The sequence below is a fragment of the Herbaspirillum sp. RV1423 genome, from assembly GCF_000577615.1.
In the GTDB taxonomy this organism is placed as follows: domain Bacteria; phylum Pseudomonadota; class Gammaproteobacteria; order Burkholderiales; family Burkholderiaceae_D; genus Herbaspirillum.
Map to the genome: position 1 here is coordinate 1 of NZ_CBXX010000005.1, position 15065 is coordinate 15065.

The window sequence follows — 15065 nt, forward strand, 5'->3', positions numbered from 1 at the left end:
CCGACAACGGCTACCTCAAGACCAATACCTACGACAGCCTGGGCCGCGGCAGCAGCACAACGACCACAATCGACACGGCCTACACCAACAGCGCCACCTATGACGCCAACGGCCGCATCAACACCATCACGTACCCGACCGGCCTGACAGTGCAATATGTCTACACAAGCCTGGGCTACCTAAAAGAAGTCAGAAACAACCAGACCAACGCCTTGCTGTGGCGCGCCGACACGCAGAACGCCCTGGGCCAGTTGCTGCAACAGACCTACGGCAACAACGTCGTGACACAGCAAGTGTTTGAAGCGACGACAGGACGGCTGAAGAACATCTACGCCGGCGCCGGCAACAGCGTGCAGAACTTCAGCTACGCCTATGACTACCTGGGCAATCTGGTCAGCCGCAGCGACGGCAACCAGAACCTGACGGAAACCTTCCTGTACGACAGCCTCAACAGATTGACCAATGCGGTAGTGAATTCACCGGCAGCAGGTCTGTCGAGCACCAACTACACCTACGACAGCCTGGGCAACATCACCAACCGCAGCGACATGGGGACGTATGCCTATGGCAATGCGAACGACAGGCCGCATGCCCTGAAGGAGCTGAACTTCATCCATGGCGGCAAGCTGCAATACAGCTACGACGCCAATGGATCATTAATAGCAGAAGTAGCGATCGACAGCGCCGGCCAGGTCATCGCCGACCGGGGAAGAAGCGAGGTGTACACCAGCTTCGGCATGCCGCAGGCGATTGGCGCCCCGGGCATCAGCCTGGCGTTTGCTTACGGTCCTGAACATCAGCGTGTAAAACAGATTGCACCGGCAGCCACCACGATCTACCTGCACCCGGACAATACCGGCGGCTTGTTCTATGAGAAGGACATCAAGACCGACGGGACGATCGAACACAAACAGTTCATTACGGCGGGTGGTCAGGTCATTGCTTTAATTAAGCAAACAGGCACGACACAGACGATCCGTTATATGCATCGCGATCAACTGGGCTCGACGACGACGATCACGGACGAGCAGGGCAATGCAATCGAGAGATTGGCGTATGAGCCGTTTGGTAAGCGTCGTTTCCCGGAAGGCAATACGGACAATGCAGGCACGGTAGTTGGCGTCAATACGGATCGCGGCTTTACGAACCATGAGCATCTGGAGGAACTGGGGCTGATCCACATGAACGGGCGGATTTATGATCCGGCCATTGGGCGGTTCATGAGTGCTGATCCGTATATCCAGGCGGCGGATAACTTGCAGAGCTATAACCGTTACGCCTATGTGTTTAACAATCCGCTGAGCTTAACGGACCCAACAGGCTACTTTAGCTTGGGGGGGATCTTCAGGGGGGTACGTGATGCAGTGAAGGGGGTTTTAAGTAGTACTGTGGGGCGTATTGCTGTCACTGTGGCCGTGGCTTATTTCACTGGCTACTATAACTATGGCACCGCCATGGCACCATCGTATGGAGCTATGGGGACATCATCGTTGGGGTTGAGTAACTCAATCATGGGGGGCGCGGCAGGCGCATTTGCCGGTAGTGGCGGGGATTTTAGAGCAGCAATACAAGGTGGTATTACAGGGGCGGTCTTTTATGGTGCGGGTAGTTTTGCTGATGTGCAGGGCGCGGGATGGGGCGCAGGCAGTCTTGGTCGTACCGCAGTTCATGCATTGGCGGGTTGCGCCACAAGTTCTGCGTTTGGAGGGAATTGTGCATCAGGTGCGGTGGCAGCGGGTTTTGCGCAAGGAGTCGGAGGGAATATACCTGAGCTTCAAGGTAATTTTGCAGCCAATGTTGCCATCCGAGCCGTCATTGGCGGTACAGCATCTATTCTTGGCGGAGGGAAGTTTGAAAATGGCGCTTTGACAGCCGCCTTTGCCTATATGTTTAATGAGTGTGGCCATACAAGAATGTGTGGTTCCGATGCGATGAAAGTAACTGCGTCTGGTAATCGTGTTGCACCTCTATTGGACTTTGCACATACCGAAATACAGATTACAGGTGGTTATGATTTTGCAGTACTTGAAGGTCAACCTGGATATTCAAATGGCAACGGGCGTTTGGAAGGTCGTTCGAATGGTGCAAACAATGGGGATGCATTTTCTATAAATTTGAGTCCTACTGACGGAAGTACCATGGCAGAATTTGCAACTGATTTAAAAACCGCCGCAGCTCAATATAAAGATAACTTGCTGTATTCATTCCCTTCTCTCCGATACGGCGGTAACAATCTGAATGGCGGCTATAACAGTAACAGTTTTGCTGGAGGGGTTGTCGATGCCGCGGCCCCCAATAGTGGGTTTAGATACGTAATACAATTGGAAGCAGCATCGAAAGGATTCCGTGTACCAGGAATGGAAAATCCGATACCGTTAAAGCCCGTACGTTAAATATATGATTCTGCGAAAACTAGCTGTTGTATGTATTTTCTTAGGGATAGTCAGCGTAATAATCTTCGGTAAAGACTTTTTTTTTAGTCAAATCTTAAGTAACGATACATTTGCATTCTTGTTCTTCGCCCCATGGGGATTCAGTTGGTTTCTTAATGTGATCGTTTTAGTCATCGCATTGCGCTGGGTTTTAAATGAGCTCCAATGGCTGACTCCTTCTTTTTTTAAAATGTTCAAATTAGTTTTTTGGGGATTTGCAATACTTCTGTTGGGACATGCAATCTGGGTCGGGTATGTTGTAAGCAGAGGTGGAATTTGATTACCCACTCAAGGTCTAAATGAGATGCATAAATTTATGGTGTTGAAAATTTCCTCTGAACATAAATCTTCAGCGGGAATTGTGGGAGAGAGTGGTTTTACCTTGTTAGAGCTATTGGTCGTAATGGTCATCATTGGATTGCTGGCCGGCTATGTCGCCCCCCGCTACTTCGCCCAAATCGACAAATCCGAAATCAAAGCCGCCCGTGCCCAAATCGACGCCTTCGAAAAAGCCCTCGAAGTCTATCGCCTCGACACGGGCCACTATCCGGCAACTGAGCAAGGCCTCGACGCGCTGATGAAGCAACCAGCGGGTGAGACCAGATGGCAAGGGCCGTATCTGAAAAAGGCGTTGCCACAAGACCCATGGCAGCACGCATATATTTACCGTTTCCCCGGCGAGCACGGCGACTACGACATTTTGTCTTACGGCCGCGACGGCAAAGCCGGCGGCGAAGGGGAGGATGCGGACGTGACCAACTGGTGATGTTTTGCCGTGGCTGTCTCCCTGATGTATGCAATTCCAACTCAATCAGATGTGAATAAGGAAATAATCGGGATTTATCTTTTGGGAGCCTATCCCAAACGCAACCAGGCACAGGAGGTCCCCGCATGATGTATCTATGGATCAAGGCATTCCATGTCGCATCGGTCGTGACCTGGATTGGCGGCATGCTGATCATGGCGCTGGTTTTGCCGACGCTGCCGAAGGCAACGTCCGGCTACGCCGCCGCCGAGATGCGGCTGTTGCTGGCGGTTCGCCGCTGGAACCGGCACGTCACTTCGCCGGCGATCAGTCTGGCGTGGGTGTTGGGCGTGGCGCTGGTTTATTTCGGCGCCTGGCATACGTCCGGCTGGCTGGCGGTGAAACTTGTCTTCGCGCTGCTGCTGTCGGCCTTGCACGGCATCCAGTCGGGCTATCTGCGCCGCCTGGGCGATGCGCCGGGGCAGGGCGCCTCCGCGCTGCTGAAAAATTCCGGCGTGCTGACCATTGCCGCCGTCCTCGTCATTGCAGTGATGGTGGTGCTCAAGCCTTTCTGAGCAAAAACAGTTTGCAGTATTTCAAAATCCCTATATAATCGCGCCTCTTGCGGCTGTAGCTCAGCTGGATAGAGTACTTGGCTACGAACCAAGGGGTCGTGGGTTCGATTCCTGCCAGCCGCACCAAAATGAAAAGGGTCCGTCGAAAGACGGGCCCTTTTGTTTTTTGACCGCAGCTTCAAACAGTGGAGTTCTTCATGAATTCAGCCAGTAAATTTCCCTACAAAGGGCACGCCGTCTTTCCGCAAGTGGCGTTGCAGGGCAACGGGCAATATGCTGCCTGCTTCGTCATCAAGGCCGGTTACGACGGCAGCGGCGAAACCCGTTATGTGCGCGAACTGCCGACGACGGAGTTTGCCAGCGAAGACGATGCCGTCGCCTACATCCTCGATTTTTGCGCCGAATGGATCGATCAGAATCCGCTTTGATGGCCCTCAGGGGTTCAACGCCCGCAATACTTCGTCGTGAAGGCCGCCCGCCGTCGCCACGACGGAGGTGGCGTCTAACGGGCTGTTGCCTTGCCAGTCGGTGATGCGCCCGCCGGCGCCTTCGATGATGGGGACGATGGACATGATGTCCCATATCTTCAGGACCGGATCAAGCATGATGTCGGCGCCGCCGGTGGCCAACTGGAAGTAGCCGTGGCAGTCTCCCCAGCCGCGATACAGGCGCGTGCGGCGCGACAGGCGTTCGAAGGCCGGGCCGTCGTGGTGCTTGAAGATGTCCCAATGGTCGGTTGCCAGCAGCATGGCGTCGCCGATATCCGTGCAGGCGCGCATGCCGACCGGCTTGCCATTGAGCGTGGCGCCGTGGACGGTGCCGATCAGCAGGTGTTCCATCAGCGGACTGTGCAGGGCGCCGACGATCGGCCGTCCCTGATGCATGACGGAAATCAGCGTGCCGAAGATGTAGCAATTGGTGACGAACGCCTTGGTGCCGTCGATGGGATCGAGGACCCAGCAATATTCGGCGTCCTGCTGGTGGGCGCCGAATTCTTCGCCGATGATGCCATGCTGCGGATAGCGGGCCATGATCGCGGCCCTGAGCGCCTGCTCGGTGTCGCGGTCGGCGGCAGTGACCGGCGACTGGTCGGATTTTGATTCGACCGCCGTGCCGCTCAGGTAATGACCGCGGATGATGGCGCCGCTGATCTTGCAGAGTTCGCCGATGAAGGCGTGAAACTCCTGCAATTGCGCAGGCTCGGCGGCCTTGGTGAAAAACGGAGCAGGCGGCAGGAATGCGGTCATGGGAACTCCCCCGACAGACAGGATGGTTCAGTTGTGCGCGCAGCGTTCCAGATAGCGCGAAAAATGCGCATAGTCCGGCGTCGCAAAGTCGGCCTTCTTGGCAAGGTCGTCCCAGCGCCGCAAGCGAACGGCGTCGGCTGCATACGGCAGCGCAATGAAGGCGGTGGCTTGCCGTTCGTCGAAGACGCCGCCTTGCAATTGCAGGCTTCGCACCGAGTCGGCCGAAAGCGTTGAAAAATACGCGGGATCGGTCGCGCACAGGTAGCGCTTGGCGTCGACGTGCAGGCGAATCGGCGCCAGTACGTCGTCATCGAACAAGGAGCGCAGGAAGGGCAGGATGCGGTACTGGTGCAGATCATCGATGCCTGCCATGGTCGGCGTAGCGTGGACGTCATGGGTATCGTGCGCATCGTCGCTCTCTTCCAGCATATGGCCGAGATCGTGCAGCAGGCTGGCCGCAATCAACGCCGGCGCGGCGTTTTCCTGTTCGGCCAGGGCGGCGGTTTGCAGTGCGTGTTCCAACTGCGTGACGGGTTCGCCGGTATATTGGGTGTGGCCGTGCCGGCGAAACAGCCGGTCGATGTCATGCAGGTTCAAGGCCATGGTTTCAGTCCTGAAGAGTAGGGAGCCGTTTCTATGCAAAAGCGCATAAAGCCGACATGATAGAGGGAGCAAGGCTGCGGTATTGTGACAGTTTCATGACCGCAACGCGCTCGCTTCGCACAAGAAGGCTGGTCCATAACCCTTGTCTGCTTATTAGATCATTACGACTTGTTAATATCCGTAACACTTTGTAAGAGGAGTGGGAAGCATTCATAGCGGGGTATATCTTGTGGATTCCCCCCTCTAATTCATCCCCTGAATTAGATTTCAACCCGCGCCGAAAGGTGCGGGTTTTTTATTGGCCGTCATGGTCTCCGCCGGCGTTTTTGGCCGGTTTCTCCCGGTATTTTCACGTCAGGCGGACACGTATTCTCTCAGATGATGCTACAATAATAGTAATCATTATCATCTAATCAGTCGGAGAGAAATCCTATGATCGGTATCAAGAAAATAGCAGTTGCCGCCGCCATGTTCGCAGCGATGTCCGCTGCCGGCGCAGCCGAATATCCCATCGGCAAACCGCAGATTCAAAACGGCATGGAAGTCAGCGCGGTTTACCTGCAACCGATCAAAATGGAACCGGACGGCATGATGCGCAAGGCGGAAGAGTCGGACGTCCACCTGGAAGCCGACATCCGCGCAGTCGCCAAGAATCCCAACGGCTTTGCCGAAGGCGACTGGATGCCGTACCTGGTCATCAAGTTCGAACTGACCAAGGCCGGTTCGACCAAGGTCATCAAGGGCGACATGATGCCGATGGTCGCCAGCGACGGTCCTCACTACGGCGACAACGTCAAGCTCGACGGTCCGGGCAAGTACAAATTGAAGCTGACCATCTCGCCGCCATCAGCCAACGAGCATGCGCATTTCGGCCGCCACGTCGACAAGGAAACCGGTGTGGGCGCATGGTTCAAGCCATTTGAACTGAGCTACGACTTCACCTTCGCCGGCGTCGGCAAAAAGGGCGGCTACTGATCTGCCGTACTGGTGATGAGGGGCATGGGCCTTTTACGGCGCATGCCGAATTGACAAGGCCTTGTTTTCTGCAAGGCCGGGTAGGTAGTCTGGGAGCAATGGATGTCCTTGCGTAAATTGCAATTCACGGCCGGCTTGATCGGCCTGGCCTGCACGCTGTCTGCCGCAACTGCGTTTGCCGCAGATTTGCAGACTTTCAGGCTCGACATGTCGGACGGAAAATTCAACCCGGCGCGCATCGAAGTCCCCGCCGGGCAGCGCATCAAAATTGAAATCCACAACGTCGGCAAGACTGCAGCCGAATTTGAAAGCGTCGAATTGCGCAAGGAAAAAGTCCTGGCGCCGGGCGCGCAATCTTTCGTCGTGATCGCGCCGCTGCGTCCGGGAGAATACAAGTTTTTCGATGACTTCCACCTGAACATGCCGCAAGGCGCGATCGTCGCCAAATAAGCCGGGAAGAGGGCCAGGAAGCAAGTCAGTCATATGCAATTGAAAGGGATGTAATGGGGCAGGTGCTATTTATCGTCTGGCGTGAAAGCGTCGAGGCCTTGCTGGTGGTTGGCATCTTGCATGCCTGGCTGAAGAACGGCGACATCGCCGCGCGTCGCGGTCTGCCTTATCTGTGGGCCGGCGTCGTCGCCGGCGTCATTATTGCCGTGGCGCTGGGCGCGGCCTTGCTTGGATTCAGCGAATTGTTGTCGGGCGACGCGCAGACCTATTTCCAGATCGGCATGGTGCTGATTGCTGCGGCGCTGATTGTGCAAATGGTGTTCTGGATGCGCAAGCACGGCCGCACGCTCAAGAAGGAAATGGAAAGCTCCCTGCAAGCCAATTATGAAACCGGCAACTGGTGGGGCGTTTTCCTGCTGGTGGCGCTGGCGATTGCGCGCGAGGGCAGCGAAACGGCAGTCTTCCTGTACGGCATCGGCATGGGCCAGCAGGATGCCAGCCGCGGCGCGTTGATCTTTGCGGGCGCACTGGGTTTCGGCCTCGCGTTCCTGACCTTTTATCTGCTGCAACTGGGCGGAAAAATCTTTTCCTGGCGCCGTTTTTTCCAGGTCACCGAGATCATCCTGCTGTTGCTGGCGGCCGGACTGCTCCTGACCGGCCTCGAGAAGCTGGTGGACCTGCTGCTGGAAAGTTCGGACTGGTTCTCTTCGCTCGGCTTTGTTTCCAGTCTGACGGTACCGGTATGGGATACCAGTTGGCTGCTCGACGATTCGAGCACTTTCGGCAGCCTGGTGTCGACGCTGACGGGTTATCGCGCCCACCCGGCGCTGATGAGCGTTGCAATTTATGTCATATATTGGCTTGGGGTATCGTCCGCGCTCGGTCGGTCGAAGAAACCGCAAGCCAATAACAAGCAAGCGGCATAGAACGATATGAGCACCTGGACGCTCCCCAACACCCGACTGGCGCGTACGGGAGACTGGATGCGCCGCCACGGCGCATTGATCCGCGGTGTCCAGTGGATCGTCGTATTGTTGTACGCCTTTCTCATCCTCGTTCCCATTTTTCTGCCGCTGCCCGACGAGACCGCGCATATCTGGTCCAACCTGACCCTGATTGCGCAGTTCTGCTTCTGGGGTATCTGGTGGCCGTTCGTGCTGGTCAGCATGGTGCTGATGGGGCGGGTGTGGTGCGGCGTATTGTGTCCTGAAGGCGCATTGACGGAATTCGCCAGCAAGTTCGGCAAGGGCAAGTCAATTCCGCACTGGATGCGTTGGGGCGGCTGGCCCTTCGTGGCGTTTGCGCTGACCACCATCTACGGCCAGATGGTCAGCGTTTACCAATACCCCAAGGCCGTGTTGCTGGTACTCGGCGGCTCCACGATGGGCGCCATGATCGTCGGTTACCTGTACGGCCGAGAAAAGCGCGTCTGGTGCAAATACCTGTGCCCGGTCAACGGCGTGTTCGGCCTGCTGGCCAAGCTTGCGCCGTTCCACTACAAGGTCAACGAAGACGCCTGGCGCGCTTCCTACGACACCCATGGCAAGAAGACCATCGCCGTCAACTGCGCGCCGCTGGTTCCTTTGCGCAACATGAAAGGCGCATCGGACTGCCATATGTGCGGCCGTTGCAGCGGTCATCGCGACGCTATCGCCCTGACATGGCGCGCACCGACCGTCGAGATCGTCAAGGTCGGCCGCACCAACAACAATTTGTGGGAAAGCGCGCTAGTGCTGTATGGCCTGTTCGGCATCGCCATCGGCGCCTTCCACTGGAGCGCCAGCCCCTGGTTCGTCCAGGCCAAGCAATTCGTCGCTGCCTGGCTGATCGATCGCGACATCATGTGGCCGTTCGCCACCAATGCGCCGTGGTGGCTCCTGACCAATTATCCGCAACAAAGCGATGTCTTCAGTTGGCTGGACGGCGCCATGGTGGTGTCCTACATCACGGGCACGGCGCTGGTCCTGGGAACCTCGCTGACCGCGTTGTTCGCCATCAGCAACCTGATGCTCGGCAAATGGAATCGTTCCCGCTTCAATCACCTCGTGCAATCAGCTATTCCCCTGGCCGGCTGCGGCGTCTTCGTCGGCCTCTCGGCCACCACCATCAGCCTGTTGCGGGCCGAGCATTGGCCGGTGGACTGGGCCAATGACGTGCGCGCCGCCTTGCTGACGGTGACGACGTTATGGAGCGTCCTGCTGGCCTGGAAGGTCATCGGCCAGCACACCAAGGCAGTTCCGCAGCGTTTGCTGGCCATGCTGCCGGTGATCGGCGCGCTCGCGCTGGTGAACTATGCCTGGCTCCTGATGTTCTGGATCTGGTGAGGCCGGCTTGGCATCGCCGCGGGTGAGGGCGGCCGGACTGGCGTAAAATAGCCGGCTCGGTCCGAAGCGGATCTTCTTCCAGAACAAGCTGCAATCATCCCTATGACGCGCCCTCGTTTTTTGCCGGACAACCTGACCCTGATGCTATTGGCGGTTGTCATCACCGCAAGCCTGTTCCCCTGTACCGGCCAGACCGCCGTCGCTTTCGACTGGCTCACGACGTTCATGATCGGCCTGCTGTTCTTCATGCATGGCGCCAAGCTGTCGCGCGAGGCGGTGGTTGCGGGCATGGTGCACTGGCGTCTGCATTTGACGGTGCTGCTGTGCACCTTCGCCGTTTTTCCCTTGCTCGGTCTGCTCTTAAAGCCGGCGTTGCTGCTCGTGATCACACCCGACCTGTATCTGGGCATCCTGTTCCTGTGCGTGCTGCCATCGACAGTGCAATCGTCGATCGCCTTTACGGCGGTGGCGCGCGGCAACGTGCCGGCAGCCATTTGCAGCGCGTCCGCCTCCAATTTGCTGGGCATCTTCCTCACGCCGCTGATGGTCAGCCTCATCGTCGTGGCGCACAATGCCCAGCATTCCTCGCTGGATTCCATCCTGAAGATCGTCTATCAGTTGCTCCTGCCCTTCCTGGCAGGCCAGATTGCACGTCCGTGGATCGGCGCCTGGATGGGCAAGAATAAGTCCTGGCTGCGTTGGGTGGACCAAAGCTCGGTCTTGCTGGTGGTGTATGTGGCGTTCAGCGAAGCCGTCAATCAAGGCCTCTGGCGCCAAGTGCCGGCGAGCATGCTGATCGGCCTGATCGTGATCAGCGCCCTGATGCTGGGGATCATCATGACGCTGACGACCTTCGGCAGCCGCCGCCTGGGTTTCAACAAGGAAGATGAAATCACCATCGTCTTTTGCGGTTCCAAGAAAAGCCTCGCCAGCGGCGTGCCGATGGCGAAAGTATTGTTCGCCAGTCAGACCGTCGGCATGGTGCTGCTGCCGCTGATGCTGTTCCACCAGATTCAGTTGATGGTCTGTGCGGTACTGGCGCAGCGTTACGGACGGCGGCCGGAGGAGCGCAAATCCGCAGCATGATTGTCATCGGCCAGCAAGCGCATAGAAGAGCCTACTTTGCCACTTGCGCCAGATAACGTTTGCGCCAGGGTTTCAACACCACCAGCGCCAGCACCGCAGCGATGATATCCAGCGTAATGGCCGTTCCGAACACCGGATGCCAACTGCCGGTCTTCTCATGCATCAGCGCCGCCAGCGGTCCGCCGAGGATCGATCCGATGCCCTGGGAAATATACAGCCAGCCGTAGTTGGCGGTCGCGTTGCGCGTGCCGAAGGTATCGGTCAGCGTTGACGGGAACAATGAAAATATCTCGCCCCAGCCGAAGAACACCACGCCCGACAGCAGCACAAACAGCACCGCATTCTCGCGCGTCATGAGCCACAGCGCCATGGCGATGCCTTCCAGCGCGAAGGCGAAGAACATGGTGTTCTCGCGGCCGAAGTGATCCGACACCCAGCCGAAGAACGGGCGCGTCAAGCCATTGGTCAGACGGTCGATGGTCAGCGCCAGCGGCAGCGCGGCGAGGCCGAACACCATCACGCCGGCGACGCCGAAGTCGCGCGCGAAGCTGGCCATTTGCGACGTCACCATCAGGCCCGAGGTCGACATCATGGTCATCATGCAGAACATCAGCCAGAACAGCGGCGTGCGTAGCATCTGGCGCGGCGCCAGGTCGCGGCCGGTGGCTTGCGCGATGAGCGTCGCCGGCTGCGCCAGCATCGGATCGGGCGAGCGCAGCGCTTGCGAGGCGACGACGCCGATCAGCGCGAAGATCAGGCCGAATTGCCACAGCGTGCTTTCCAGGCCCTGGCCGGCGAGCGCGGACGAAATCGGGAAGGTCGTCAGGATCGCGCCCATGCCGTAGCCGGCAGCCACCATGCCGACCGCGAAGCCGCGGCGATCGGGGAACCAGCGCACCATCTGGCCGACCACGCCCACATACACGATGCCGGTGCCGAGTCCGCCGACCAGGCCGTAGCTGAGGTAGAGCATGCCGATGCTGGAGGCTTGCGAAGCCAGCACCCAGCTCAGGCCGGACATGACGGTGCCGATGGAAATCAGGCGGCGCGCGCCGAAGCGTTCGATCAGCCCGCCCTGGAACGGCGAAAAGAAAGTCTGCAAGACGATCAGCATCGAGAAGGTGATCTGCAGCTCCGACAGCGGCACGCCGAGCTTGGCCGAGAGCGGCTTGGTGAAGAGCGTCCATACGTATTGCGGGCTGGAAATCGCCATCATGCAAATCAGGCTGATCAGCAACTGGAACCAGCGGTTCTGGAGCAGCCCCTGCGCGCTGGAGGGCGCTGAGGTATCGGTCAGAGTGGTCATGCGTTTTCTCCTGGGTGAAGGGGGAACGGGGCGTCTTGTCGATGTTGCAAATTTATGTATGCATAAATTTCGCGAAAACGAAAGCAGAATCCGTGCCATTGGGTAATGCGTTCAGTCCGGGAGTGGAAGGGCGGCGTCGTGCGGCGGCGACCGCACTAAATGCGTGCCGAATGCGCGGCTTTAGCCGAAGCGCTTGCGCCGCGAGGGTGCCGCGGAGGGATGTTGTGCCATCTCGGTGCGGACCAGTTCGAGCCGGTCGATGGTGATTTGCTGGACGACGGCATGGCTGTCCTTGATGTGTCGTTCGGTCAGCGCGCCGGCGCGGGCGGTGTCGCCCGCGGCAATCGCATCGAGGATCGCGACATGCTCGTTGTAGGTGTCGGCGATGCAGTCGCCGTAGGCGAAGTCGAGGCGCCGCATGATGCGGATGTGCTCGGTGACCTGCCGGTAGACGGCGTCGGTCTCGGGATTGCCTGCGGCCGCGACCAGCGCCAGGTGAAAGCCTTCATCCAGCACGGCCACGGCCAGCCCGTCTTTCAGCCGCTGTGCCGGCGCGACCCGCCAGACGGCGGCAGACTGCGCCAGCAGCGCCTCGCGCGCCGGTCCCGCCTGAGGCGACTCGCAGATCCGGCGCACCGCATGCAGCTCGATCATTTCCCGCAAATCGTACAGTGCGGCAAAGCGCGACAAATCGATCGGCACGACTTCCCAACCGTTGCGGAAGTAACCGCGCACCAGTCCTTCGCTCTGCAATCGCATCAGCGCCTCGCGTACTGGCGTGCGCGAGACTTGCAGGCGCTCGGCGACATCGTTCTCGGCAAAGCGGTCGCCCGGCAGCAGGCGGAAAGCGAAAATGTCGTCGCGCAGTTTTTCATAGACGGCTTCGGCCAGTCGGACGGCGGGGCGCCGGACAGGTTCAGCGGCAGGGGGCGGCGATGTTGTCGGTTTCATGCGGTGGCGGCCGGCATATCAGACCCGCACAACGGGCGAGGGCTGCGGCTATGTATGAAATGAGTTTGAATGCCGTCAATGGTATCGCAAGCGATGCGGGTCTGGTGCGCGGATGTTCGCCGCCGTGTTGCCGCAGGGATTTATCCTTCCTGCACCGTCAGTTTGCTGCGCAGGGTGTCGAAGTCGGCGCTCCATTCGAGACGCCAGCGCTGCCGCAGGTCATCCTCGATCCAGGCGCCGTCCAGTCCGTTGAGCATGAAGCCGCGCATGTCGTCGATGCCGAAACCGAACTCCATCATCATCAGCCAGGCGCGCGTGGGCGTAACCAGATGCAAGGTCGGATCGTCGGTGTTCGGATGGACGCGCAGGCCCGCGCGCACCATGGCGCGGATCGGATGATCGAGCGCCCAGCGTTGCGGATCGAGCGTGCGCAGATAGTAGGAGTTGGTAGGCACCACCGTGAATATCTTGTTCATCTTCACGCATTTTTCCAGGAACGCCGGATTGTCGATCACGGTATAGCCGTGGTCGATGCGGTCGACTTTCAATAATTCGATGGCGCTTTCCACGTTCAGCCAGGGCATGCCGAATTCGCCGGCATGCGCGGTCGTTCTGAAACCGGCGGCGCGGGCGTCGCGATAGGCCTTCCAGAACAGTTCCGGCGGCCGGTCGTTCTCGCGGTAGTCCATGCCGATGCCGATCACTTCCGGCTGGCGATGCTCGCGCATCCATCCGACCATGGCGACAGCCTCGTCGGGACTGGCCTCGCGGTCGATGCTGGGAATCAGCCGGCCGATCACGCCGAAGTCGCGTAGCGCATCGCGAATCGCCAGCACGATGGCAGCCTGCGCCGAGGCATAGCCGATGCCGGACACGCGCACCGTGCCGGTCGGATTCCAGAAAAACTCGGTATAGCGCACGCCGTGGTTGTGCACGTCTTCCAGGTATTCGTAGGTGATGCGATGGAGATCCACCGGTCCCTGGATCAGATGGGCGTCCAGCGCGCGCAACACGCGCAGGACGCCGACCGGTTTTTCTCCGCGCGTGTAGAAGGCATCGATCTCTTCATGCGAGATGCGGTTGCCGGCCTTGACCGACAAGTCGACGAAGGTCTGCCGCCGCACCGCGCCGAACAGATGGCAATGCAACTCCATCTTGGGGATGGCGCGGACGAACTGTTCCAGATTCAGGGTGTCCTCCGCAACGATATTGTGGTCAGGCATGATCATGCTCCGGACGGGAAATAACGGTCGCGCGCAAGGCCGCGACAGAAGCATTCTTTGTTCTCATAAAGCTTGAATTCCATCTGTATGCAAAGGGACGGCCGCCGCCATGTCCATGGCAAAGCCGGCCCGTCAATCGGTATTCGTCGGGTTGCCCGCGTTCAGCTACAGGGTGCCGAGCAGCTCCTGCATCATGCACGCCATCGCGCTGGGGCCGTCGACCGTCATGGCGACCTCGGCATTGGCCGCAGCGCGGCGCGGCACGCGAAACTCGCACACGGTCATGCCACGCGTCAGTTTTCCCTGCAATTCGATATCCACGCGCGCCGGCTTGAAGCTGAAGAGTTCGGGACGGCGCAGGTAGATCGCCACCGCCGGGTCGTACATCGGCATCGGCACCGAAGCGTCCGGACTGCGGATGCGCAGGTAGGCGTCGAAATAGCCCGCCAGCCATTTGGCGCGCATGGTGCCCAGCGCGCGCACCTGCCGTACTTCCGCGGAGGTCACCAGCAATTGCCGGCACAGGTTGAGGCCGAACATGCGCAGCGGCACGCCGGCATTGAAGACCGCATCGGCGGCTTCGGGATCAGCGTAGATGTTGAATTCCGCCGCCGCCGTGTGATTGCCCTGATCGGCGGAACCGCCCATGAGGATGATCTCCCTGATCTGCGCAGCGATATCGGGCGCGCGCTGCAGGGCGGTGGCGATGTTGGTCAGCGGTGCGATGCACATCAGCGTGAGTTCGCCGGGATGGCGGCGCACCGCTTCGATCAGGGCATCGACCGCGTGCGGCAGCGGACTGCGCTTTTGCTGCTGCTCCTGCTCCGTTTCGGACTGGCGGATGTCGACCACCGGCAAGGGATCTCCGGTAGTCGACATACCGCTGTCGCCCAGGATGCACTGCGCGGTTTCCATCGCGCCGTTGAGCGGCGCTTCGCAACCGGCGTAGACCGGCACGTCGAGGTGATAGTGCTTCTTGATGCGCAAGGCGTTGTCGTAAGTCGTCGCCAGCGGCGCATTGCCCGCCACGACCGACACGCCCAGCCATTCGACGTCGAGATTGGCCGACAGCAGCAGCATGGCGAGCCAGTCGTCAAAGCCAGGGTCGGTATCGAGCCATATTTTTTGCATGGTGTGTTCTTGCCTGC

At 59.1% G+C, this 15065-nt stretch carries 15 protein-coding genes and 1 tRNA gene; 10 read left to right on the forward strand and 6 right to left on the reverse strand.

The window, feature by feature from the left end; translation table 11 throughout:
• From RV1423_RS06600 to RV1423_RS06625, 5 genes are all read left to right on the forward strand, one after another.
• Positions 1-2393 (forward strand): RHS repeat domain-containing protein (locus RV1423_RS06600; protein WP_034294630.1); only part of this gene is annotated, 2393 nt, incomplete at its 5' end.
• A gap of 355 nt (positions 2394-2748) precedes the next feature.
• Positions 2749-3198, forward strand: a complete 450-nt coding sequence (gene gspG, locus RV1423_RS06610) for a type II secretion system major pseudopilin GspG (protein WP_051516561.1) — start codon at positions 2749-2751, stop codon at positions 3196-3198.
• A 125-nt stretch (positions 3199-3323) separates the two neighbouring features.
• On the forward strand, positions 3324-3752 hold the full coding sequence (locus RV1423_RS06615; RefSeq protein WP_034294634.1) for a CopD family protein: 429 nt from the start codon (positions 3324-3326) through the stop codon (positions 3750-3752).
• Between the two features lie 49 nt (positions 3753-3801).
• Positions 3802-3878 (forward strand) — tRNA-Arg (locus RV1423_RS06620).
• A gap of 71 nt (positions 3879-3949) precedes the next feature.
• On the forward strand, positions 3950-4180 hold the full coding sequence (locus RV1423_RS06625) for a hypothetical protein (RefSeq protein ID WP_034294635.1): 231 nt from the start codon (positions 3950-3952) through the stop codon (positions 4178-4180).
• Between the two features lie 6 nt (positions 4181-4186).
• On the opposite strand, the gene RV1423_RS06630 is transcribed toward RV1423_RS06625, so the two are convergent.
• Together RV1423_RS06630 and RV1423_RS06635 are read right to left on the reverse strand one after the other, a co-directional pair.
• The gene (locus RV1423_RS06630) at positions 4187-4999 is read right to left on the reverse strand and encodes an inositol monophosphatase family protein (RefSeq protein WP_051516530.1); all 813 of its coding nucleotides are present in this window, start codon (positions 4997-4999) and stop codon (positions 4187-4189) included.
• A 27-nt stretch (positions 5000-5026) separates the two neighbouring features.
• On the reverse strand, positions 5027-5602 hold the full coding sequence (locus RV1423_RS06635; protein WP_034294637.1) for a phosphonate degradation HD-domain oxygenase: 576 nt from the start codon (positions 5600-5602) through the stop codon (positions 5027-5029).
• A 432-nt stretch (positions 5603-6034) separates the two neighbouring features.
• Here RV1423_RS06635 and RV1423_RS06640 point away from each other — a divergent pair, with 432 nt between their 5' ends.
• The 5 genes from RV1423_RS06640 (at position 6035) to RV1423_RS06660 (ending at position 10437) form a co-directional block, all read left to right on the forward strand.
• The gene (locus tag RV1423_RS06640; protein ID WP_034294639.1) at positions 6035-6577 is read left to right on the forward strand and encodes an iron transporter; all 543 of its coding nucleotides are present in this window, start codon (positions 6035-6037) and stop codon (positions 6575-6577) included.
• A gap of 102 nt (positions 6578-6679) precedes the next feature.
• Complete coding sequence (locus RV1423_RS06645) at positions 6680-7027, forward strand: cupredoxin domain-containing protein (RefSeq protein ID WP_051516531.1); 348 nt, start codon at positions 6680-6682, stop codon at positions 7025-7027.
• Between the two features lie 53 nt (positions 7028-7080).
• Positions 7081-7953: an FTR1 family protein gene (locus tag RV1423_RS06650; protein ID WP_034294641.1), complete on the forward strand. Its 873-nt coding sequence runs from the start codon at positions 7081-7083 to the stop codon at positions 7951-7953.
• Positions 7954-8010: 57 nt separating this feature from the next.
• The gene (locus RV1423_RS06655; protein ID WP_034294644.1) at positions 8011-9351 is read left to right on the forward strand and encodes a 4Fe-4S binding protein; all 1341 of its coding nucleotides are present in this window, start codon (positions 8011-8013) and stop codon (positions 9349-9351) included.
• A 102-nt stretch (positions 9352-9453) separates the two neighbouring features.
• Complete coding sequence (locus RV1423_RS06660; protein ID WP_034294647.1) at positions 9454-10437, forward strand: bile acid:sodium symporter family protein; 984 nt, start codon at positions 9454-9456, stop codon at positions 10435-10437.
• 31 nt (positions 10438-10468) lie between these two features.
• Here the strand turns inward: RV1423_RS06660 and oxlT are convergent, their stop codons facing one another.
• From oxlT to RV1423_RS06680, 4 genes are all read right to left on the reverse strand, one after another.
• Positions 10469-11743 carry an oxalate/formate MFS antiporter gene (gene oxlT / locus RV1423_RS06665; protein ID WP_034294650.1) on the reverse strand — a complete coding sequence of 425 codons (1275 nt, stop codon included), beginning with the start codon at positions 11741-11743 and terminating at the stop codon, positions 10469-10471.
• 180 nt (positions 11744-11923) lie between these two features.
• A complete protein-coding gene (locus RV1423_RS06670) occupies positions 11924-12694 on the reverse strand; it encodes a GntR family transcriptional regulator (protein ID WP_034294653.1) in 771 nt (256 codons plus the stop codon).
• Between the two features lie 140 nt (positions 12695-12834).
• Entirely contained in the window at positions 12835-13917 is a 1083-nt protein-coding gene (locus tag RV1423_RS06675) for an adenosine deaminase (protein ID WP_155835041.1), read from the reverse strand.
• Positions 13918-14082: 165 nt separating this feature from the next.
• Positions 14083-15048 (reverse strand): nucleoside hydrolase, encoded by a 966-nt coding sequence (locus tag RV1423_RS06680; protein ID WP_034294659.1) that lies wholly within the window; start codon positions 15046-15048, stop codon positions 14083-14085.
• Positions 15049-15065 lie beyond the last annotated feature (17 nt).